Origin of the sequence: Cedecea neteri (assembly GCF_000758305.1) — a bacterium.
In the GTDB taxonomy this organism is placed as follows: Bacteria; Pseudomonadota; Gammaproteobacteria; order Enterobacterales; family Enterobacteriaceae; genus Cedecea; species Cedecea neteri_C.
In genome coordinates, this window is record NZ_CP009458.1 from 2,639,097 (window position 1) to 2,660,384 (window position 21,288).

A 21,288-nucleotide genomic window follows, 5' to 3' on the forward strand; every position below is an offset into this window, starting at 1 on the left:
GAGAGGCTGCGCCCGGATGGTTATCCGGGCGCCTGAGGCAACCTTCTTTTTTACCGGAACCAGTTGGTTTTCGCCAGCTCGATCACTTCATCTCCTCGCCCGCTGATAATGGCGCGCAGCATATAAAGGCTGAACCCCTTCGCCTGCTCCAGCTTGATCTGCGGCGGGATAGCCAGCTCGTCTTTGGCGACGACGACATCGACCAGTACCGGGCCATCAATGCTGAAGGCTCGTTCCAGCGCGGCGTTCAGCTCCTCGGGTTTCTCAACGCGGATACCGGTAATGCCGCAGGCTTCGGCTATACGGGCAAAGTTGGTGTCGTGCAGTTCGGTGCCGTCGGTGAGGTAGCCCCCGGCTTTCATCTCCATCGCCACAAAACCGAGCACGCTGTTGTTGAACACCACGATTTTAATCGGCAACTTCATTTGCGAAACGGACAGGAAGTCGCCCATCAGCATGCTGAAGCCGCCGTCACCGCACATCGCCACCACCTGGCGTTCGGGCGCGGTGGCTTTGGCGCCTAGTGCCTGTGGCATAGCGTTGGCCATTGAGCCGTGGTTAAACGAACCCAGCAGGCGGCGCTTACCGTTCATTTTCAGGTAGCGCGCGGCCCAGACGGTGGGTGTGCCCACGTCGCAGGTAAAAATGGCGTCATCGGTGGCGTAATGGCTGATTTGCTGCGCCAGATATTGCGGGTGAATTTGCTTGCCTTCGGTGGGTTTGGCTAGCTCATCCAGTCCTTCCCGCGCTTTGCGGTAATCCTCCAGTGCTTTGTCGAGGAAGCTGCGATTGGTTTTCTCTTCCAGCATGGGCAGCAGGGCAGACAGCGTGGCTTTGATATCGCCCACCAGCGCCATGTCGACTTTGCTGTGCGCGCCGATGCTACCGGGGTTGATATCAATCTGGATAATTTTTGCGTCCGTCGGGTAGAACGCGCGGTAGGGGAACTGGGTGCCGAGCAGGATCAGCGTATCGGCGTTCATCATGGTGTGGAAGCCGGATGAGAAGCCGATTAATCCGGTCATGCCAACGTCGTAAGGGTTGTCGTACTCAACGTGCTCTTTGCCGCGCAGGGCGTGAACAATGGGCGCTTTCAGGGTTGCTGCCAGCTGCACCAGCTCAGTATGCGCTCCTGCGCAGCCGCTGCCGCACATCAGGGCGATATTGTCGTTGTAGCGCAGCAGTTGGGCGAGTTTTTTAAGCTCATCGTGAGGGGGAACCACGATGGGCTGCGGTGCAGGATACCAGTGCGTCGTGGCATGTTCTGGCGCGGGTTTGAGCGCCACGTCACCAGGCAGCACTACCACGGAAACGCCCCGGTTCAGAATAGCTTTGCGCATGGCAATCGCTAATACCTGCGGGATCTGCTCCGGGTTAGAAACCAGTTCGCAATAGTGGCTGCATTCGCGGAAAAGCTCTTCGGGGTGCGTTTCCTGGAAGTAACCGCTGCCAATTTCGCTGGAGGGAATATGGGCTGCAATGGCGAGAACAGGCACGTGATTGCGGTGGCAATCGTACAGGCCGTTTATCAGGTGCAGGTTACCTGGCCCGCATGAACCGGCGCAGACAGCAAGCTCGCCGGTGAGGTGCGCTTCGGCCCCGGCGGCGAAAGCGGCCACTTCTTCATGGCGAGTTGGCATCCATTTAATCGTGCCCATCCGGTTGAGGCTGTCGCTGAGGCCGTTCAGCGAATCACCAGTGACGCCCCAGATACGTTTCACGCCCGCGCTCTCAAGGGTTTTGGCCAGCCAGGCCGCTACGGATTGTTTCATCGGTTTTCCTTGTCCAGTGTGATAGCGCTTACAAGCTTAGTTCAATTCCACGTAACGGCGGGGAATGGCCTCCCTAAAATTGGGGCTATTTGTTAGCAAATATTAAGCGTAAATTATTCTCGTTATCATTTTAAAAGGGTGGCAATTCATATGGTTACTAAATTGTTAAATGCAGTGAATGGCGCGCTGAATAAAGACGATCTGGGGAAACTTTTACTGCGTCTGGCGGTAGGCGGCCTGATGCTGTTTCACGGCCTGCACAAGTTGTTTGGCGGTGTGGGCGGAATTAAAGGAATGCTGGCGGCGCACGGCATCCCGGAGTTTGTCGCCTACGGCGTGCTGCTGGGCGAGGTGCTTGCGCCGCTGCTGATTATTTTAGGGATCCTAACGCGCCTGTCCGCGCTTGGGCTGGCGTGCACGATGATTGTGGCCTGGCTGCTGGTGGGCGTGGGGGAAACCTTTATGCTGGATAAAACCGGGGCCTGGGGCATTGAAAGCCTGATGTACTTTTTCCTCGGCGCGCTGGCGATAGTCTTTTGTGGTGGAGGGCGTTACGCGTTTGGCAAGTCTGCCTGGCGGTAGAAAAAGAAAAGGCACCGTGAAGGTGCCTCTTTAAGGTCAAGCTAGCACAAGGTCGCTTTGAGGATGGCAGGAGCAGGCCAGCACGTAGCCGCTGGCAATTTCCTCTTCCGTCAGCGTCATGGTGCTGGAGACGGTATAGTCGCCTGACACGACTTTCGTTTTACAGCAGCCGCAAACCCCGGCGCGACAGGCGGCATTCACCGGCACACTGTTGCTCTCCAGGGCGGCTAGCAGCGTACTGCCCACAGGTGAGTAAAACTCGCGCATCGGCTGGAGGGTGGTGAACTTCAGGCCGCCCGCTGAGGGTGCTGCGGCTGGTGTGAAGAACACTTCCTGATAAAACGCCGTGACGCCCAACGCTTTTACTTCCTTCTCAACCATAGCCATATAAGGCGCAGGCCCACAGGTCATGACCGTCCGGCCGGTGATATCCGGCACCGCGGCCAGGATCTCGCGAGTCAGTCGCCCGGCGATAAAGCCGTGCGTGGCGTTGTTTTCTGCCACCAGCGTGACCGGATAATGCCGCCATTCGTCAGCAAAAATCACATCCTGCGGGGAGCGCACGTTATAGATGACCTGCACGTCCGCCTGTGGGCGATGCTTTGCCAGCCAGCGGCGCATGGACATGATCGGCGTGACGCCGCAGCCCGCCGCCAGCAGCAGATAGCGCTCCGACACGATGTTTTCACAGCTGAACTCGCCCTGGGCTTCAGACAGCCACAGGTAGTCGCCGATTTTCACTTCTCCGGTCAGCCACTCCGAGCCAGCGCCGCCGTCGATGCGCCGTACCGTCAGCGTGATGAATTCACTGAGGCCCGGTGTGGAAGAGATCGTGTAGGCCCGCAGCGTCTCGCTGCCGTTGCGGATGCTCACCAGCGCATATTGCCCGGCTTTGTAGGGATAGAAGTCGTGGTTAATCAACGACAGCGTCCAGACATCCGGAGTTTCCTGATGAATATGGTGTACCTGCATACGGTGCGGGCACAGCGGCGTTGGCATGGTCATGGCTACTCCTTACGCGCTCATTAACTGTTGGATGTCTTGCTCAACGGTAGTGATGGCGCGCAGGCCAAATTTCTCGTTCAGTACCGCCAGCAGATTTGGCGTCAGGAAACCCGGTGCGGTCGGGCCGGTGACGATATTTGTGACGCCGAGCGACAGTAGCGTGAGCAGAATCACAATCGCCTTTTGCTCAAACCAGGAGAGCACCAGACTCAGCGGCAGGTCATTCACGCCACAGCCGAGTTTCTCTGCGAGGGTGACGGCCAGAATAATCGCTGAATAAGCGTCGTTACACTGGCCGGCATCCACCAGGCGAGGCAGCCCTTCGATGTTGCCGAAGTCCAGCTTGTTGAAGCGGTATTTGCCGCAGGCCAGGGTCAGGATCAGGCAGTCCTTCGGTACGCTGGTGGCGAAGTCGGTGAAGTAGTTACGTTCTCCGCGTGCGCCGTCGCAGCCGCCGACCAGGAAGATGTGGCGAAGTTTTTCACGGCTGACCAGATCGATGAGCGTGTCCGCCGCACCCAGCAGCGTCTGGCGGCCAAAACCGACGGTGATCAGATGCTCGATTTCGCTGTACGGGAAACCGGCCATTTGCTGGGCCTGGGTAATCACCGGGCTAAAATTGTCGCCTTCGAGGTGGCTGACGCCCGGCCAGCCAACGATGCTGCGGGTCCAGATACGGTCATCGTACGAGCCCACGGTTGGGTCGATGATGCAGTTGGAAGTCATGACAATAGGGCCAGGGAAGCGGGCGAATTCCGTTTGCTGGTTCTGCCAGCCGCTGCCGTAGTTGCCGACCAGGTGTTTGAATTTACGCAGTTCGGGATAGCCGTGCGCCGGGAGCATTTCGCCGTGGGTGTAGACGTTCACGCCGGTGCCTTCGGTTTGTTCGAGCAGGTTATAGAGATCTTTTAGGTCATGGCCGGAAATCAGGATGCACTTCCCGGCTACCGGGCGAACGTTAACCTGGGTTGGGGTTGGATGGCCGTATTTACCGGTTTCCCCCAGATCCAGAATGCTCATCACTTTGAAGTTCATCTGGCCGATTTCCATGGAGCAGTCCAGCAGGGCGCCCATGTCCGCAGGCCAGGTGCCGAGCCACGCCATGATTTTGTGGTACTGGGCGTAGATATCGTTGTCGTACTGGCCCAGGACGTGCGCGTGTTCCATGTAAGCGGCAGCGCCTTTCATGCCGTACAGGCACAGGAGACGCAGGCCGAGAATATCTTCGCCAATGTCGGCTTTGTCACGGTTTGGCGTGAATTCGGCGGCCTGGCGCTGTAGCTCACCGAGGTCGCTGCTGGTCAGCTGAAGTTCTGCCATCGGGTTGGCTACGGTTGCTGCAGGATCGACAGCCAGCGTGCGGGTTTTCAGGTCTTCGCGCATAGCAATGGCATCGCGGGCGTAGCCAACGATGCGGGCGGAGTCGAAGTTCACGTTGGTCAGCGTTGAGAAAAAGGCGCGGGGAGCAAAGTTATCAATCTCGTGGTCGATAATACCGCGTTCGCGCGCGGCAACCGCCCAGGCGGACAGGCCTTGCAATGTCGCGATCAGCAGATCCTGTAGGTCGGAAGTCTGGGCCGTTTTACCGCAGACGCCCTGGGCATAGGCGCAGCCGTCGCCGGCCGGGGTACGGATGGTCTGTTCACATTGCACACAAAACATGATGTCACCTTAAAATTATATTTTAAATACATGTTTAAGGTTAGGCTGCGGCTTAACAGGTTAAAAGGACTTTTTGGTGCAACTTAAAGGGAGATTGATATAGCTCAACTTTGGCGGCAGCAGGCTACCGCCAGAGAGGTATCAGGCGGCGAAGAAGGCGATGAGCAGCGGAGTCAGCAGGCTAAGAATAAATCCGTGCACGATGGCGGCAGGCACGATTTCCACGCCGCCGCTGCGCTGCAGCACCGGTAGGGTGAAGTCCATCGAGGTGGCACCACAAAGACCCAGCGCCGTTGAGCGGCTGCGGCACACTAGCGCCGGAATAAGCATAATAGCCAGTAATTCCCGCACCAGATCGTTAAAGAAGGTCGCGCTGCCAATCACCGGCCCGTAGGACTCGGTCATCAGGATCCCGGACAGCGAATACCAGCCGAACCCGGAAGCCATCGCGAGGCCTGTTTTTATCGGCAGGCCAAGCAGCAGGGCGTTAATCACCCCTGCGACCATTGAGCTGAACACGACCACAATGGCGACGATAATGCCGCGACGATTAAGCACGATTTGCCGGAAGGTCATGCCGCTGTTGCGAAGCTGGATCCCGACCAGCAGCAGCAGGAAGATAAGCGTGTATTCGCTGGCCTCAGTGGCGTATTTGAGCACGTCGAACCCGGTCAGCCCCAGCAGGAAGCCCAAGGCCACAACGCCGCAGAGCTGTAAGGACTCCAGGGCCATCGCCAGGCGCGAGGGCAGTTTTTCCTGTTTATGCTGATGCCGCCACGGGAGAGAGCGTTCCAGCAGCAGAAGGCCGGCGATGTTACACAGCAGGATCACTATGACGCTTATCACCGAGTAATGCAGGATAGTCAGCAGGTTGCTGGCGAGATTATCCAGAAACGCCAGGCTAATGCCCATCAGGAACAGGATCACGTAAACAATCCAGCCCAGCAGCCGGTGAATCAGCCTGAGCAGATGAGTTTGTTTCAATGGGATCAGGTAACCGACGAGCAACGGCACCAGGATAATAAGTAATCCTGACAGCATGGGAGGGACAATCCTTGTAGTTAAAATGTTACGACGGATGTCACACTACCGAAAGAAAGGAATCGAGTCGAGTAGGGGAGAAGAAAAAGGTTTGCGCGGAGAAAAAAAGAAAATAGCAGGCTTACCGGGGTAAGCCTGCCTGGGAACTTAGCTGCGTTTTTCCAGCAGAGTACGGTAAATAATACCGCCCAGGATCCCGCCAATAATAGGCATGACCCAGAAAAGCCACAGTTGATCCAGCGCCCAGCCACCCTGGAAAATAGCCACTGCGGTACTGCGCGCAGGGTTTACGGAGGTGTTGGTAACCGGAATACTAATTAAGTGAATTAAAGTTAATGCCAGGCCAATAGCTATTGGCGCAAAACCCGGTGCAGCAAATTTGTCCGTTGCACCGTGAATAACAATCAGGAAGCCACAGGTTAATACGATTTCAATCACAATGGCGGACAGCATGGAATATCCACCCGGTGAATGTTCGCCGTAGCCGTTAGAAGCAAAACCGCTGGCTGCTGCATCAAAGCCTGCTTTACCGCTAGCGATTAAATAAAGGATAGCGGCTGCGACAATCCCGCCAATCACCTGGGCAATAATGTAGCCAATCACTTCTTTAGCCGGGAAGCGGCCACCGGCCCAGAGGCCAAGGGTGACAGCCGGGTTAAAGTGACCACCGGAAATATGACCGACGGCAAAAGCCATGGTCAGCACGGTTAAACCAAATGCCAGCGCGACGCCGACAAAGCCAATGCCTAATTCCGGGAATGCTGCCGCTAATACTGCGCTACCGCAGCCACCAAATACCAGCCAGAACGTCCCGAAGAACTCGGCTGCTAATTTTCTAAACATAACCACCTCTGATAAAAGCCAGAAACAATGCAAGGTTCAGGCGCTAAATCACATGACCCTGACTGTCGCTAATTCACCGTCATTAAGTGAATGACGAAAGTAATATTAAATGCGCGTTAATATTAGGTATTTCGCCAATTCGCCACCAGCACAATAAATTCCAGTTTTTTGATTTAGGGCAATGAGGTGTTATTCCTTTTCTGAGGAGAGGTAGCAGAAGTATAGGTTATCTTTGAATGAAGTAAGAATATTCTGGATAATAAAAAAATACGTCTCAGCACGAATTGATTATGGTAAGTGCGGCACGTGTTTATCGCGTAACGCTTTGACATTGTGTGGTTACATTGCCCTTCGGGTTGCCGCTATACTCGAAAAGGACGCTGGATGAAAGCGGATGCACAGGAGGCGGTATGTTTCTCGAGCGAGTTGAGATGGTTGGTTTTCGCGGTATTAACCGTTTGTCGTTAATGCTTGAGCAAAACAACGTGCTGATTGGCGAAAATGCCTGGGGTAAATCCAGCCTGTTAGATGCGCTGACCTTGTTACTTTCCCCGCACAGGGAGCTGTACCATTTTGTTCGCGAAGATTTCTACTTTCCCCCTGGCGAGCTGCATGGGCGCGAGAGTCACCTGCAAATCATCCTGACCTTCCGCGAGGCGGCGTCTGGCCACCATTTAGGACGGCGGTATCGTAATCTTTCCCCGGTTTGGGTGGAAGGGAACGACGGCTTTCATCGCATTTATTACCGTCTGGAAGGAGAGCTTGGGGATGAAGGGACGGTTTTAACCCTGCGAAGCTTTCTCAATGCCCACGGCCAGCCGCTGGCGCTGGACGAAATTGACGACATGGCCATGAATATCACGCGGCTGAACCCCGTGCTGCGCCTCAGGGATGCCAGATTCATGCGGCGACTGCGCAACGGCAGCATGCCCGAAATGCCGGAAACGGAGCTGACCGCGCGCCAGCTCGATTTCCTGGCGCGAGAGCTGGTATCAAGGCCGCAAAACCTTACCGATGCGCAGCTACGGCAGGGGCTGTCGGCCATGGTGCAGCTGCTTGAACACTATTTCTCTGAACAAGGCGCGATAGCTCACCAGCGGCTGATGCGACGACGCTCTCATGATGAGCAGCGCAGCTGGCGCTATCTGGATGTGATCAACCGCATGATCGACAAGCCCGGCAGCCGTTCGCATCGGATGATCCTGCTGGGCATGTTTTCCACGTTGCTGCAGGCGAAGGGGAGTATTGCGCTCGACAGGGACGCTCGCCCCTTGCTGCTGGTGGAAGATCCTGAAACTCGTTTGCACCCGATTATGCTCTCTGTTGCCTGGCACTTGCTGAATTTGCTGCCGCTGCAAAAAATTACTACGACAAATTCCGGAGAGTTGCTCTCGTTGACGCCGGTAGAACAGGTTTGTCGGCTGGTGCGTGAATCCTCCCGGGTAGCTGCATGGCGGTTAGGACCGGGCGGCATGAATGCGGAGGACAGCCGGCGAATTGCTTTTCACATTCGTTTTAACCGCGCGTCCTCGCTTTTTGCTCGCTGCTGGTTGCTGGTAGAAGGCGAGACCGAAGTGTGGGTGATGAACGAACTGGCGCGGCAGTGTGGACATCATTTCGATGCTGAAGGCGTGAAGGTTATCGAGTTTGCACAATCCGGCCTGCGCCCGCTGATTAAGTTCGCTCGCAGGATGGGCATTGAATGGCATGTGCTGGTGGACGGGGATGATGCCGGTAAAAAATATGCGGCAACCGTACGCGGCTTGCTGGACAACGACCGCGATCGGGAGCGTGAACATCTGACGGCGTTACCTGCGCTGGATATGGAGCATTTTATGTATCGGCAGGGTTTTTCAGATGTGTTTCATCGCGTGGCTCAGTTGCCCGAAAATGTGCCGATGAATTTGCGCAGGATTATTACCAAAGCGATTCATCGCTCGTCAAAGCCGGATTTAGCCATCGAAGTGGCGCTGGAAGCCGGGCGCCGGGGCGTGGATGCGGTCCCGCCTTTACTGAGGAAAATGTTCTCCAGGGTACTCTGGCTGGCGCGTGGCCGGGCGGATTAGCGCCCGGCTGATAATGCAGATTTAGAAATGACTGTTGATGCTGTTCATCATACCGTCGAGCAGTTCATAGCGGCGACGATACTCCGCACGTTTTTTGCTGGCAATATCTTCCAGCGGTTTGCGTTCCACGCTGGACGGTAAGGCAAACAGGCCATCGGCGCGAGGTTCGCCGCTCATGGACTGCCAGAAACTGTCATAGTCTGCATGTAGACTGTCTTTTTTCTTCTTCTCGTAGCGCCATGAACGGTAAATATGCGTGCTGTTGCCTACGGCCAGAATGCGCTCTGCGTCGAAAAGTTTTGCCAGTTCACACGCAACCTCAAGCAGTATGCGTTTAGGGAACAATCCGTGGCAGGCTTTAGTTGCAGCCTGTATAGCTTCATGAGGCACCCAGGGTTTTGCGCCCTGCAGGCAGCCAATAAAGAAAGTGTTCTTACCTTCGAACTGGTTGAGCGTGAAGGTTATGCGCGCCAGGGGAACGCCCTCTTCATTACAGAAATTAAGGAAGGCTTCACCTTCTTTACCTTCTATATCGTGCGAGGTGAGATCGATAAACATCAACTCGTTGTTTTTACCTACCAGCGAGGCCAGACGGTAACCTTCGGTAGAGAAATGCCCGTTAAGCAACTTTTTCGGCATTTTCTCGGCAATTTTCTGGTAGTGGTAAGCGATAGTATCCCGCGTATCCTTACGTTTCAGCGGCATCGCAAGGTAAGGGCGATGCAGTCGGCATGGCAGACCCGGTTGAGCGTTCAGCATGTTGGCAAGATGTGGCTGGCTTGCCAGGTTTTTCATCAGGCTGGCGGTATACACCGGCATCGCCAGCGAGCGTAAAATAAACTTGCGGCGGTAAGCCTTCTTGCCCCAGGATGCTCCCGGCTGCCACTCCCCCGTCGCGAGGGAAAGGAAGAGTTTCCAGCCTGTTTGAGGCAGGGTTTCGGTAACATGCGCGGCAGCGATCTGGGACATAATAACAACCTGATATTCGGGAAAGATGGCACTATTTCAGCACGCCGGATGTCAACCGACGTTCAATAACTGTTACATATCTTCACATTGTGCAGTTTGTTTAAGAACCGTTTAATCATGCGTTAGCTATTTCAGGATTTATATGAAAATTAAGGGAAAATTTAAAAAACGTTATTGGCTTTACGCGCTGTTGGTGGTGATATTTTTCCTCTGGCTTTGGCAGTTTTTGCATACGCCAACCCCACAATATCAAACGATGATCGTGCGTAAGGCTTCGCTTCAGCAAAGCGTTCTGGCAACCGGAAAGCTCGATGCCGTACGCAAAGTTGACGTCGGGGCTCAGGTGAGCGGGCAGTTAAAAACGCTGTCAGTTAGCATCGGCGATAAAGTAAAAAAAGATCAGCTTTTGGGGGTTATCGATCCCGAACAGGCAGAAAACCAGGTCAAAGAGGTTGAAGCCACGCTGATGGAGCTGCGTGCCCAGCGCATGCAGTCCGAGGCCGAAAGTAAACTTGCCGCGGTGACGCTCTCCCGCCAGCAGGCACTGGCAAAAACTCAGGCGGTATCCCGCCAGGATCTTGATAAAGCGGCAACCGATTTGGCGGTAAAACAGGCGCAGATTGGCACCATTGACGCTCAAATTAAACGCAATCAGGCCTCTTTGAGCACCGCGAAAACTAACCTCGAGTTCACCCGTATCGTCGCGCCAATGGCGGGGGAAGTGACGCAGATCACGACGCTGCAGGGGCAAACCGTGATTGCCGCGCAACAGGCGCCAAATATTCTGACGCTGGCGGATTTAAGCACCATGCTGGTGAAGGCGCAGGTTTCTGAGGCCGATGTTATCCACCTCAAGCCGGGCCAGAAAGCCTGGTTTACGGTACTTGGCGACCCGATGACGCGCTATGAAGGAGTGCTGAAAGATATCTTGCCAACGCCAGACAAAGTCAATGAGGCTATTTTCTATAATGCACGTTTCGAGGTGCCGAATCCGAAGGGCATTCTGCGCCTGGATATGACTGCTCAGGTGCATATTCAACTCGGCGGCGTAAAAGATGTGCTGACGATTCCGCTGGCCGCGTTAGGCGAGCCGATTGGTGATAATCGCTATAACATCACGGTGCTGCGCAATGGGGAAACCAAAACCCGTGAGATAACTATCGGTATGCGTAACGACACGCAGATTCAGGTCGTTAACGGGCTGGAAGAAGGCGAAGAGGTGGTGACTGGTCGCGCCAATGCCGGGAGTGGTAAATGACGGCGCTGCTTGAATTAAAGGACATTCGCCGCAGCTACCCATCTGGTGAAGAGCAGGTTGAGGTGCTGAAGGGCGTCAGCCTGACGATTGAAGCCGGGGAAATGGTGGCGATTGTCGGCGCGTCCGGTTCCGGTAAATCGACGCTAATGAACATCCTCGGGTGCCTGGATAAACCCAGCGGCGGCAGCTATAAAGTGGCGGGCGTGGATGTGTCGGGGCTGGATAACGATGCGCTGGCGACGCTGCGTCGCGAGCATTTCGGCTTTATCTTCCAGCGTTATCACCTGCTTTCTCACCTTAATGCTTCGCAAAATGTTGAAGTCCCTGCGGTGTACGCCGGGACAACCAGGGCCCAGCGTCAGCAGCGTGCGCATGAATTGCTTGGGCGTTTGGGGCTAAAGGAGCGGGTGGAATATCTGCCTTCGCAGCTTTCTGGCGGGCAGCAACAGCGCGTCAGTATCGCCCGCGCGTTGATGAACGGCGGCCAGGTGATTCTGGCGGATGAGCCCACGGGCGCGCTGGATAGCCATTCCGGCGAAGAGGTGATGGCCACGCTGAAGCAGCTTTGTGAGCGTGGGCATACGGTGATTATCGTGACTCACGATCCGGCCGTGGCGGCGCAGGCTCAGCGTATTATTGAAATTCGCGACGGAGAAATTATCAGTAATCCTCCGCCTGTTCATCAGCCGGCCGCGAGGAAGATTGAAAATCAGGCTCTGCGGAGCGGCTCGTCAATACAGCAACTCATCAGTAGCTTCCGCGAGGCGCTCGGTATGGCCTGGCTGGCGATGGCTGCGAACAAGATGCGCACGTTGCTAACCATGCTTGGCATTATTATTGGCATTGCCTCAGTGGTCTCTATTGTTGTGGTGGGCGATGCCGCTAAGCAGATGGTGCTGGAGGATATTCGTTCTATCGGCACCAATACTATCGACGTCTACCCCGGTAAAGATTTTGGTGATGACAATCCGCAGTTCCAGCAGGCATTAAAATATGATGATTTGCTGGCTATCGGCCAGCAGCCCTGGGTGAGTTCGGCCACGCCTTCTATTTCCAGCAATTTACGCCTTCGCTACGGCAACGTGGATGCGGCGGCCAGTGTCAATGGCGTCAGCGGCGACTATTTTGATGTTTACGGTATGACTATGAGCCAGGGCGCGAGCTTTAACGACGAGCAGATGAAGGGCCGTGCGCAGGTTGTGGTGCTGGACGCCAATAGCAAAAGACAGCTTTTCCCGAACAAAAGTGATGTTGTCGGGGAAGTTGTGCTGGTAGGCAATATGCCCGCCACGGTGATTGGCGTGGCGGAAGAGAAACAATCGATGTTCGGCAGCAGCAAAGTGCTGCGCGTCTGGCTGCCTTATAACACGATGGCCGGGCGAGTAATGGGGCAGAGCTGGCTCAACTCGATAACGGTGCGTGTTAAAGAAGGGTATGACAGCCACGAAGCCGAGCAGCAGCTGAATCGCCTGCTGTCGCTGCGTCACGGCAAGAAAGACTTTTTCACCTATAACATGGACGGACTGTTGAAAACGGCGGAAAAGACCACACGTACTCTTCAGATGTTCCTGACGCTGGTGGCGGTTATTTCGCTGTTGGTCGGGGGGATTGGGGTCATGAATATTATGCTGGTGTCGGTCACTGAACGTACCAAAGAGATAGGTATCCGTATGGCGGTGGGCGCGCGAGCCAGCGATGTGCTGCAGCAGTTTTTAATTGAGGCGGTGCTGGTTTGTCTGGTCGGTGGCGCGCTGGGGATATCGCTGTCGCTGGTTATCGCGTTCACGCTACAGCTGGTGCTGCCGGGCTGGCAGATAGGTTTCTCGCCGGTGGCGCTGCTGACCGCGTTTGGCTGCTCCACGGCAACGGGTGTGCTCTTTGGCTGGTTGCCGGCCAGAAACGCGGCACGCCTGAACCCTATCGATGCATTAGCCCGTGAGTAATCCCGGCGGTTGGTCATAAAAATGCCAGCCTTATGGGCTGGCATTTTATTTGCGGGATGTACACAATCAATGGGGAACTACGCGACCGCTTCCGCCTCGTGGGGAACGATCAGGCTGGCATGGTTGCCTTTAGGTCCCTGATGCACATCAAACCTGACAAGCTGTCCGGCTTTTAGCGTTCTGTATCCGTCCATTTGAATGGTGGAGTAGTGGGCGAAGATGTCTTCGCCGCCGCCTTCCGGGCAGATGAAACCGAACCCTTTGGCGTTATTGAACCATTTAACAGTACCCGTCTCCATGCTTCGACATCCTTCGTAACTCTTAATAGTGAGATGGAATCAACCGGTGGGTAAGGGCGGGCTGTTCAAAACCTCGCCAACTCACCCCGCTACAATGTAGATATTTTATACACTGCGTCAAGCGTCTGGCGGGGCAGGTAAGGCAACAATGAGTCAAAAATTTGAAGCAGTTAACGCTATTGCTATTAATGTGATGTAGCTCGCTTACGGAGATTCGTCACGGGATCGAATACGTTGTCATACGTTTGCGAAAAGCGTATTACACTCAATATAAGGCCTTGCCTGACAGTATGTTGGGCTTCAACAAACGATGATAAATCGCAATGGGTAAGACGAACGACTGGTTGGACTTTGACCAAATGGCGGCGGATAAACTGCGCGAAACGCTAAAACCGCCCTCCATGTATAAAGTTATACTGATGAACGATGACTACACGCCAATGGAATTTGTTATTGACGTACTGCAAAAGTTCTTTTCTTATGATGTTGAACGTGCCACGCAGTTGATGCTCACGGTTCACTATCAGGGTAAAGCTATCTGTGGCATCTTTACTGCAGAAGTAGCGGAAACCAAAGTGGCGTTAGTGAACCAGTATGCAAGGGAGAACGAGTACCCGTTGCTGTGTACGCTAGAAAAAGCCTGACAAGGCCGATAATTTGGGGAGGTGCCTATGCTCAATCAAGAACTGGAACTCAGTTTAAACATGGCTTTCGCCAGAGCGCGCGAGCACCGACATGAGTTTATGACCGTCGAGCATCTGTTACTGGCATTGCTCAGTAACCCATCTGCCCGCGAAGCGCTGGAAGCGTGTTCTGTGGACATGGTGGCGCTGCGGCAGGAACTCGAAGCCTTCATCGAACAAACGACGCCGGTCCTGCCACCCAACGTTGAAGAGCGCGACACGCAGCCGACGCTCAGCTTCCAGCGTGTGCTGCAGCGAGCGGTGTTCCACGTGCAGTCCTCCGGGCGCAGTGAAGTGACCGGCGCCAACGTGCTGGTTGCCATTTTCAGCGAGCAGGAATCCCAGGCAGCCTATCTGCTGCGCAAACATGAAGTGAGCCGCCTCGATGTGGTGAACTTTATCTCTCACGGCACGCGTAAAGATGAACCGAATCAGTCTTCGGGTTCTGAAAATCCGGTCAACGAAGAGCAAGCAGGCGGGGAGGAACGTATGGAAAACTTCACCACCAATCTTAATCAGCTTGCGCGCGTGGGCGGGATTGATCCGCTGATTGGCCGCGATAAAGAGCTGGAGCGTGCTATTCAGGTTCTGTGCCGTCGCCGTAAAAACAACCCGCTGCTGGTCGGTGAATCAGGCGTGGGTAAAACGGCGATTGCCGAAGGGCTGGCGTGGCGAATTGTGCAGGGTGATGTGCCGGAAGTGATGGCCGACTGCACCATCTACTCTCTGGATATCGGTTCTCTGCTGGCTGGTACCAAATACCGCGGCGATTTTGAAAAACGTTTTAAAGCGCTGCTGAAACAGCTCGAACAGGATCAAAACAGCATCCTGTTCATCGATGAAATCCACACCATTATTGGTGCGGGTGCGGCTTCCGGTGGCCAGGTCGACGCCGCTAACCTGATTAAACCGCTGCTTTCCGGCGGTAAAATTCGGGTGATTGGCTCGACGACTTATCAGGAGTTCAGCAACATCTTCGAAAAAGATCGTGCCCTGGCGCGCCGCTTCCAGAAGATTGATATTACTGAGCCAAGCGTTGAAGAAACGGTGCAGATCATCAACGGGCTGAAACCGAAATACGAAGCGCACCACGACGTTCGCTATACCGCGAAGGCGATTCGCGCGGCGGTTGAGCTGGCGGTGAAATACATCAATGACAGGCATCTGCCGGATAAGGCTATCGACGTTATTGATGAGGCGGGCGCACGTAGCCGCCTGATGCCGGTCAGCAAGCGTAAGAAAACCGTTAACGTGGCGGACATCGAAACCGTAGTCGCCCGCATTGCGCGCATCCCGGAAAAAAGCGTTTCCGCGAGCGATCGCGATACGCTGAAAAGCCTGGGCGATCGCCTGAAAATGCTCGTGTTTGGCCAGGATAAAGCGATTGAAGCGTTGACCGAAGCGATCAAGATGAGTCGCGCCGGTTTGGGGCAGGATCATAAGCCCGTTGGTTCGTTCCTGTTCGCTGGCCCTACCGGGGTTGGTAAAACTGAAGTCACGGTACAACTAGCGAAGTCGCTGGGCATTGAGCTGCTGCGCTTTGATATGTCTGAGTACATGGAACGCCATACCGTAAGCCGCCTGATTGGTGCCCCTCCAGGCTATGTTGGTTTCGATCAGGGCGGGCTGCTGACGGACGCGGTGATTAAGCATCCGCATGCTGTTCTGTTGCTCGATGAAATCGAAAAAGCGCACCCGGATGTCTTCAATCTGCTGTTGCAGGTGATGGACAACGGTACGCTGACAGATAATAACGGGCGTAAGGCGGACTTCCGTAACGTGATTCTGGTGATGACCACCAACGCCGGGGTACGGGAAACCGAACGTAAATCTATCGGGCTTATCCGCCAGGATAACAGCACCGATGCGATGGAAGAGATCAAAAAGATCTTTACGCCGGAGTTCCGTAACCGTCTTGACAACATTATCTGGTTCAACCATCTCTCCACCGAGGTGATTCATCAGGTGGTGGATAAATTTATCGTCGAGCTCCAGGTACAGCTGGATCAGAAAGGCGTTTCGCTGGAAGTCAGCCAGGAAGCGCGTGACTGGCTGGCAGAGAAGGGCTATGACCGTGCGATGGGTGCTCGCCCAATGGCGCGGGTCATTCAGGACAGCCTGAAAAAACCGCTGGCCAACGAACTGCTGTTCGGCAGCCTGGTTGACGGTGGGCAGGTCACCGTTGCGCTGGATAAAGACCAGCAGCAGCTGACCTACAGCTTCGTGAGTGCCCAGAAACACAAGCCGGAAGCGGCGCACTAGTGCCGTGAAACGAGCATAAAAAAGGCCGGGCATTGCCCGGCCTTTCTATTACAACTAACTCTCAACGCCGCCCATCTCAGGCCGCGGAATAAAAACTATCAACGGCTACGGAAGACAATGCGGCCTTTGCTCAGGTCGTACGGGGTCAGCTCAACGGTGACTTTGTCGCCCGTCAGAATGCGGATGTAGTTTTTGCGCATTTTACCGGAGATATGAGCGGTAACCACGTGCCCGTTTTCCAGCTCAACGCGGAACATGGTGTTAGGTAACGTATCAAGTACGGTACCCTGCATTTCAATATTGTCTTCTTTGGCCATCTAATCCTCTGGGGTATCACTACCGTAGTTTGAACCGGCAAGATAATGCCGAAGTTCGCTTATCATGTAAAGAATTGTTGGTGAAATCACCAGTGAAAGTGCATTTTGCTTATTACCCGCCGGTCACCCGCTTGCCGCATGGCAACGGCTGCGATGACGAACGCAAGGAGATAAATGAGAGGGTATTCCCTTAAACAATAAATCCCAGATAACGGCGGGGTAGCAGGCAAAAGCCACTTAGCGGCGCTAATTATAACACCCTCACATAAAATGTGTTGTTAAACATTATTGCTCAAGCGTCTGTGGAACCCAGCAATGAGAGCCTAAGTGTTGCGGGCGAAGTTCCGCTAATGCCTGCAGATACTCCCGACGGGGAATTTCAATCACGCCCAGTGAAGCCGTGTGCTCATTTAATACCTGGCAGTCGATCAATTTGCCACCGTGGCGAATAAAGTGCTGACAGAAAACCAGCAGCGCCGTTTTGGAGGCATTCACCCGGCGGCTAAACATGGATTCGCCGCAAAATAATGCCCCCTGCGCCACACCGTACATGCCGCCCACCAGCTCTTTTCCTTCCCATACTTCAATGGAATGAGCATGCCCTAATTCATGCAGCCGCAAATAGGCTTCTACAATGTCAGCGGTGATCCAGGTGCCTTCATTACGGTCGCTTGCGCAGCCGTAGAGTACGCGCTCAAAAGCATGGTTGAGCGTGATGGTGTAAGGCGAAGTGCGGTGAAAGCGCTTCATGCTGCGGCTAAGGTGAAACTGTTCCGGGTAAAGAATGGCACGGGGATCGGGCGACCACCACAAAATAGGATCGCCGGGAGAAAACCACGGAAAGATACCTCGCTGATAGGCCATCAGCAGGCGTGCGGGGGTCAGGTCGCCGCCAAGCGCCAGTAACCCATTAGGTTCACGCAACGCCCCTTCCGGCGAAGGAAAGGCAATCGAGTCACGAGACAGCTGTATCAGGCGCATGACGACCAATACTCCAGAGCAATAATAAATTGATAATAGTCTATTCAGAACGCCTACAGGCGCTGGCGAAATTGATAATAACGTCCACCGGACGCCATTAATTCGGCGTGATTACCTTGCTCAATTATTTGCCCGTTGTCCATCACAATTATGCTGTCAAAAGCGTTCAAACCGCGCAGGCGGTGAGTGACCATCAGCACAGTCTTATCTCTGGTGACTTCAGCTAACAAATCAAGTATTTGGCGCTCTGTTTCTGCATCCAGGCCTTCGGTAGGTTCATCCAGCAGCATAAGAGGAGCGTTATGCAATATTGCTCTGGCAATCGCAAGGCGACGAAGTTCCCCGCCGGAAAGCTGACGACCACCTTCGCCGAGCCAGCTATTAAGCCCGCCGTCTTCAAGCAATTTTTCAAGTCCTACCTGAGTCAGGGCGATGCTGAGTTGCTCATCGTTGGCTTCTGGAGACGCCAGTAAAAGGTTATCGCGAAGTGTGGCACTAAACAGGTGTACGCGCTGCGGGACAACACTCGTAGCTTTGCGCAGAGTGGCTTCATCAAAAGCGCTAAGGGCTATGTCGTTAAGTTGAATATCGCCCTGCTGAGCATCCCAAGCGCGCGTTAGCAATTGCAGTAAAGTGGATTTACCGCAGCCGGTTTTACCGAGGATCGCTACTCTCTGCCCGGCACTGACAGACAGTGAAATGTCTTTCAATGCCGGCTGGCTCTGGCCTGGATAGGTAAAGTTCAGCCCGCGAATGTCCAGAGCAGCCTGCCGTTGCTCGGGCTGCGTTGCTTCGGGAAAAATAACTTCGGGTGTCTGGCTGGTGATTTGCGTCACGCGGAGCGCGGAGGCAATGACCTGGCCAAGATGCTGAAAGGCGCCGGTAACCGGGGACATCGCTTCAAAAGCGGCCAGGGCACAAAAGACGAACAGGGCAATCAGCGCGCCGGGAGACTGGCTCTCGCCTACGCCTGCAGAAGCCATCCACAGCATCGTCAGCACGGCAATACCGCTGATGAGCAGCATGACAGCCTGTGACAGGGCAGTTAGCCCGGCCTGGCGGCGTTGTGCTTCCTGCCAGCTGTTTTCCGTGGCATCTAATTGTTCGCGTGCGCGGTTTGCAGCGCCGAAAATGGTTAATTCCGCGTGGCTTTGCAGCCAGGAGGTTAGCTGTTGGCGATAGTTACCGCGTTGAACGGTTAGCGCTTCTCCGGTTGGCTGCCCGGCGCGGTAGAACAGCGGCGGTAGCAAGATAAGCGTCGCGAGTAAAATTCCTCCAAGCGTTAAGGCGAGGGAAACATCAAGGAAACTCAGACCAAAAGTGACCACCAGGATCACCACAAACGCGCCGACCAGCGGGGATATAACCCGTAAATAAAGGTGATCGAGCGTATCGACATCTGCCACGACGCGATTGAGCAATTCTCCCTGGCGAAAGCGCGCCAGTCCGGCAGGGGAGAGGGGCAGCAGCTTGCTGAAGGTTGAAACGCGTAAATGCTGCAGGACGCGGAAGGTGGCATCGTGGCTGACCAGACGCTCAAAATAGCGACCCGCAGTGCGGGTGATAGCCGCTCCGCGAACGCCTGCGGCAGGTAGCATATAGTTAAAGCTGTAGAGCCCGGCTACGCCCACCACGGCCGAGGCAGAAAGGAACCAGCCGGAAAGCGTTAACAGGCCAATGCTGGCAAGCAGCGTGATAATCGCCAGCACAACGCCTAAAGACAGTAACCATTTGTGACGACGATAAAGCGCCAGATAAGGCAGCAATGCGCGCATTAAATCTCCTCCTGGCGGCTTGCCAGTAATACAGCAAAGGGGCCTTCTTCAGCGGAGAGCTGTTCGAAGTTTCCCCGCTGAACAATCTGTCCGTTACGCATCACCCAAATTTGATCCCAACTGCTGATGTAGTCGAGTTGGTGAGTCACCATCAGCGTGGTTTGTTTGTGGGACGCTTCCGTGAGCGCTTCCATTACGCGCTGTTCGCTGTGAGCATCCAGGCTTGCGGCAGGCTCATCCAGCAGCAAAATACCGCAAGGGGACAACAACGCTCTGGCAACGGCTACTCGCTGCGCCTGACCCACGGATAACCGGATAGATTGATCGCCAATTGGGGTGTCAATTCCTTCTGGCAACTGCGGCAGGAACTCTGTCACCGACGCTTTATCCAGAGCGGCGTGTAAACGAGCGTCGTCAGCTTCTGGCATCCCAAGAAGTACGTTGTCACGTAGGGTAGCTGCCGGTAGCTGCGGGTTTTGTCCCACCCAGCTAAGCTGCGTGCGCCACCATTCAGGTGAAAGCTGTGCCAGCTCGACGCCATTGACCAGCAACTGCCCCTGATAGGGCAGGAAGCCGGACAGTACATTTAGCAGGGAGCTTTTGCCCGCACCGCTTTGGCCCACCAGGGCCACGCGTTGCCCGGCGGGAAGCATGAAATTCAGCGGCCCGGCCAGCACTTTCCCCTCTGCGGACAGAATTGACATCTCTCGGGCTTCAAGAGTAAAAGTCCCGTTGCCTGAAAGCTGCACGGTTCCTTGTTCGGGATGTTGCAGCGGTGCGTCGAGGAAGGTCTTGAGGGTCTCAGCCGCGCCCACGGCCTGAGCCCTGGCGTGATAGAAGGTACCCATATCACGTAGAGGCTGGAAAAACTCAGGCGCAAGAATGAGTGCCAGGAAGCCAGCGAATAGCGTCACTCCGGTTCCGTAGTGACCGAAATTGAGCTCGCCCAGGTAAGAGAAGCCGAAATAGACGGCCACCACGGCGATAGATAACGAGGCGAAAAACTCCAGCACGCCGGAAGAAAGAAAAGCCATACGCAGCACTTCCATGGTGCGCTGACGAAAGTCCTGGCTTGCCGCACGAATATTTTCAGTTTCCGCCGCACCGCGGTTAAATACCCGGAGTGTTTCCATCCCACGAAGACGATCGAGGAAATGACCGCTGAGCCTTGCCAGCGCCTGGAAATTACGGCGGTTCGCATCGGCTGCGCCCATGCCTACCAGCGCCATGAAAATGGGGATAAGCGGCGCGGTGCCCAGCAAAATGAGTGCTGCTGCCCAGTTGATCGGGAAAATGGCAATAATAATCAGCAGAGGCACCATGACCGCCAGCGACATCTGCGGCAGGTAGCGCGCATAGTAGTCGTGCATGTCTTCTATTTGCTCAAGTACCAACGTCGCCCAGCTGCCGACCGGTTTGCCCTGAATCCAGGCAGGACCTGCCTGATGCAATCTGTCGAGTACCTGGCGGCGAATTTCCTGGCGAATGTGCAGCCCTGCGTGGAATCCGACCTTTTCGCGTAACCACACGACCCACGCGCGCAGCACAAATACCAGAACCAGCAAAATAAACGGCATGAGCAGTGCTTCACGCGGAATATTTTCCATGATCATGTGCTGGAGAATGCGGGCAAGCAGCCAGGCCTGGGCGACAATCAGTAAACCACTGACCAAACCGAGCAGACGTGACAAGCCGAGCCAACGGCGAGAGATAAGACTTTGCTGCTTTAGCCAGAGGCTAAGTTCTTGCTGACGGGTTTTATTCATCGCGTGCCAGATGCTGGTAGAAGAAGGAATTCTCAGGCAATTTTGACAGGCAATGTTACATGGC

At 54.8% G+C, this 21,288-nt stretch carries 17 protein-coding genes; 6 read left to right on the forward strand and 11 right to left on the reverse strand.

Annotated features, from left to right (window positions below; translation table 11 throughout):
* Positions 1-50 precede the first annotated feature (50 nt).
* Positions 51-1,772, reverse strand: a complete 1,722-nt coding sequence (poxB, locus tag LH23_RS12405; RefSeq protein ID WP_039291459.1) for a ubiquinone-dependent pyruvate dehydrogenase — start codon at positions 1,770-1,772, stop codon at positions 51-53.
* 150 nt (positions 1,773-1,922) lie between these two features.
* Between poxB and LH23_RS12410 the strand changes: the two genes are divergently transcribed.
* A complete protein-coding gene (locus tag LH23_RS12410; protein WP_039291460.1) occupies positions 1,923-2,354 on the forward strand; it encodes a DoxX family protein in 432 nt (143 codons plus the stop codon).
* A 36-nt stretch (positions 2,355-2,390) separates the two neighbouring features.
* Here the strand turns inward: LH23_RS12410 and hcr are convergent, their stop codons facing one another.
* From hcr to aqpZ, 4 genes are all read right to left on the reverse strand, one after another.
* Positions 2,391-3,359 (reverse strand): NADH oxidoreductase, encoded by a 969-nt coding sequence (hcr, locus tag LH23_RS12415; protein WP_039291461.1) that lies wholly within the window; start codon positions 3,357-3,359, stop codon positions 2,391-2,393.
* A gap of 9 nt (positions 3,360-3,368) precedes the next feature.
* Complete coding sequence (hcp, locus tag LH23_RS12420) at positions 3,369-5,021, reverse strand: hydroxylamine reductase (protein WP_039291467.1); 1,653 nt, start codon at positions 5,019-5,021, stop codon at positions 3,369-3,371.
* Positions 5,022-5,162: 141 nt separating this feature from the next.
* Positions 5,163-6,062, reverse strand: a complete 900-nt coding sequence (locus tag LH23_RS12425) for a lysine exporter LysO family protein (RefSeq protein ID WP_039291468.1) — start codon at positions 6,060-6,062, stop codon at positions 5,163-5,165.
* Positions 6,063-6,209: 147 nt separating this feature from the next.
* A complete protein-coding gene (gene aqpZ, locus LH23_RS12430) occupies positions 6,210-6,905 on the reverse strand; it encodes an aquaporin Z (protein WP_039291469.1) in 696 nt (231 codons plus the stop codon).
* 410 nt (positions 6,906-7,315) lie between these two features.
* Here aqpZ and LH23_RS12435 point away from each other — a divergent pair, with 410 nt between their 5' ends.
* Positions 7,316-8,971: an ATP-dependent endonuclease gene (locus LH23_RS12435; protein WP_039291470.1), complete on the forward strand. Its 1,656-nt coding sequence runs from the start codon at positions 7,316-7,318 to the stop codon at positions 8,969-8,971.
* A 21-nt stretch (positions 8,972-8,992) separates the two neighbouring features.
* Here LH23_RS12435 and LH23_RS12440 read toward each other — a convergent pair whose 3' ends face one another.
* Positions 8,993-9,940 (reverse strand): VirK/YbjX family protein, encoded by a 948-nt coding sequence (locus LH23_RS12440; protein WP_039291471.1) that lies wholly within the window; start codon positions 9,938-9,940, stop codon positions 8,993-8,995.
* Between the two features lie 142 nt (positions 9,941-10,082).
* On the opposite strand from LH23_RS12440, the gene macA reads away from it, so the two are divergent.
* Both macA and macB read left to right on the forward strand, forming a co-directional pair.
* Positions 10,083-11,198, forward strand: coding sequence for a macrolide transporter subunit MacA (gene macA / locus LH23_RS12445; RefSeq protein ID WP_039291472.1), 1,116 nt, complete (start codon positions 10,083-10,085; stop codon positions 11,196-11,198).
* Entirely contained in the window at positions 11,195-13,141 is a 1,947-nt protein-coding gene (gene macB / locus LH23_RS12450; protein ID WP_039291473.1) for a macrolide ABC transporter ATP-binding protein/permease MacB, read from the forward strand. Before macA ends, macB begins: the two co-directional genes overlap by 4 nt.
* A 77-nt stretch (positions 13,142-13,218) precedes the next feature.
* Here macB and cspD read toward each other — a convergent pair whose 3' ends face one another.
* Positions 13,219-13,440 (reverse strand): cold shock-like protein CspD, encoded by a 222-nt coding sequence (gene cspD, locus LH23_RS12455; RefSeq protein WP_008461102.1) that lies wholly within the window; start codon positions 13,438-13,440, stop codon positions 13,219-13,221.
* A 323-nt stretch (positions 13,441-13,763) separates the two neighbouring features.
* Here cspD and clpS point away from each other — a divergent pair, with 323 nt between their 5' ends.
* Both clpS and clpA read left to right on the forward strand, forming a co-directional pair.
* Positions 13,764-14,084: an ATP-dependent Clp protease adapter ClpS gene (gene clpS, locus LH23_RS12460; RefSeq protein ID WP_008461103.1), complete on the forward strand. Its 321-nt coding sequence runs from the start codon at positions 13,764-13,766 to the stop codon at positions 14,082-14,084.
* Between the two features lie 27 nt (positions 14,085-14,111).
* Positions 14,112-16,385, forward strand: a complete 2,274-nt coding sequence (clpA, locus tag LH23_RS12465; RefSeq protein WP_039291474.1) for an ATP-dependent Clp protease ATP-binding subunit ClpA — start codon at positions 14,112-14,114, stop codon at positions 16,383-16,385.
* A 98-nt stretch (positions 16,386-16,483) separates the two neighbouring features.
* Here the strand turns inward: clpA and infA are convergent, their stop codons facing one another.
* The 4 genes from infA to cydD form a co-directional block, all read right to left on the reverse strand.
* Positions 16,484-16,702 (reverse strand): translation initiation factor IF-1, encoded by a 219-nt coding sequence (infA, locus tag LH23_RS12470; RefSeq protein ID WP_002211347.1) that lies wholly within the window; start codon positions 16,700-16,702, stop codon positions 16,484-16,486.
* A 285-nt stretch (positions 16,703-16,987) separates the two neighbouring features.
* Positions 16,988-17,683, reverse strand: coding sequence for a leucyl/phenylalanyl-tRNA--protein transferase (gene aat / locus LH23_RS12475; RefSeq protein ID WP_039291475.1), 696 nt, complete (start codon positions 17,681-17,683; stop codon positions 16,988-16,990).
* A 53-nt stretch (positions 17,684-17,736) separates the two neighbouring features.
* Entirely contained in the window at positions 17,737-19,458 is a 1,722-nt protein-coding gene (cydC, locus tag LH23_RS12480; protein ID WP_039291476.1) for a heme ABC transporter ATP-binding protein/permease CydC, read from the reverse strand.
* The gene (gene cydD, locus LH23_RS12485; RefSeq protein WP_039291477.1) at positions 19,458-21,224 is read right to left on the reverse strand and encodes a heme ABC transporter permease/ATP-binding protein CydD; all 1,767 of its coding nucleotides are present in this window, start codon (positions 21,222-21,224) and stop codon (positions 19,458-19,460) included. Before cydD ends, cydC begins: the two co-directional genes overlap by 1 nt.
* Between the last annotated feature and the right edge of the window lie 64 nt (positions 21,225-21,288).

What these genes read in the sequence shown, in the direction of transcription:
- hcr (WP_039291461.1), bottom strand. Translation starts at nt 3,359, where the DNA reads ATGACCATGCCAACGCCGCTGTGCCCGCACCGTATGCAGGTACACCAT.
- macA (WP_039291472.1), top strand. Translation starts at nt 10,083, where the DNA reads ATGAAAATTAAGGGAAAATTTAAAAAACGTTATTGGCTTTACGCGCTG.
- clpS (WP_008461103.1), top strand. Translation starts at nt 13,764, where the DNA reads ATGGGTAAGACGAACGACTGGTTGGACTTTGACCAAATGGCGGCGGAT.
- LH23_RS12435 (WP_039291470.1), top strand. Translation starts at nt 7,316, where the DNA reads ATGTTTCTCGAGCGAGTTGAGATGGTTGGTTTTCGCGGTATTAACCGT.
- macB (WP_039291473.1), top strand. Translation starts at nt 11,195, where the DNA reads ATGACGGCGCTGCTTGAATTAAAGGACATTCGCCGCAGCTACCCATCT.
- hcp (WP_039291467.1), bottom strand. Translation starts at nt 5,021, where the DNA reads ATGTTTTGTGTGCAATGTGAACAGACCATCCGTACCCCGGCCGGCGAC.
- cydD (WP_039291477.1), bottom strand. Translation starts at nt 21,224, where the DNA reads ATGAATAAAACCCGTCAGCAAGAACTTAGCCTCTGGCTAAAGCAGCAA.
- aat (WP_039291475.1), bottom strand. Translation starts at nt 17,683, where the DNA reads ATGCGCCTGATACAGCTGTCTCGTGACTCGATTGCCTTTCCTTCGCCG.
- LH23_RS12425 (WP_039291468.1), bottom strand. Translation starts at nt 6,062, where the DNA reads ATGCTGTCAGGATTACTTATTATCCTGGTGCCGTTGCTCGTCGGTTAC.
- clpA (WP_039291474.1), top strand. Translation starts at nt 14,112, where the DNA reads ATGCTCAATCAAGAACTGGAACTCAGTTTAAACATGGCTTTCGCCAGA.
- infA (WP_002211347.1), bottom strand. Translation starts at nt 16,702, where the DNA reads ATGGCCAAAGAAGACAATATTGAAATGCAGGGTACCGTACTTGATACG.
- cspD (WP_008461102.1), bottom strand. Translation starts at nt 13,440, where the DNA reads ATGGAGACGGGTACTGTTAAATGGTTCAATAACGCCAAAGGGTTCGGT.
- aqpZ (WP_039291469.1), bottom strand. Translation starts at nt 6,905, where the DNA reads ATGTTTAGAAAATTAGCAGCCGAGTTCTTCGGGACGTTCTGGCTGGTA.
- poxB (WP_039291459.1), bottom strand. Translation starts at nt 1,772, where the DNA reads ATGAAACAATCCGTAGCGGCCTGGCTGGCCAAAACCCTTGAGAGCGCG.
- LH23_RS12410 (WP_039291460.1), top strand. Translation starts at nt 1,923, where the DNA reads ATGGTTACTAAATTGTTAAATGCAGTGAATGGCGCGCTGAATAAAGAC.
- LH23_RS12440 (WP_039291471.1), bottom strand. Translation starts at nt 9,940, where the DNA reads ATGTCCCAGATCGCTGCCGCGCATGTTACCGAAACCCTGCCTCAAACA.
- cydC (WP_039291476.1), bottom strand. Translation starts at nt 19,458, where the DNA reads ATGCGCGCATTGCTGCCTTATCTGGCGCTTTATCGTCGTCACAAATGG.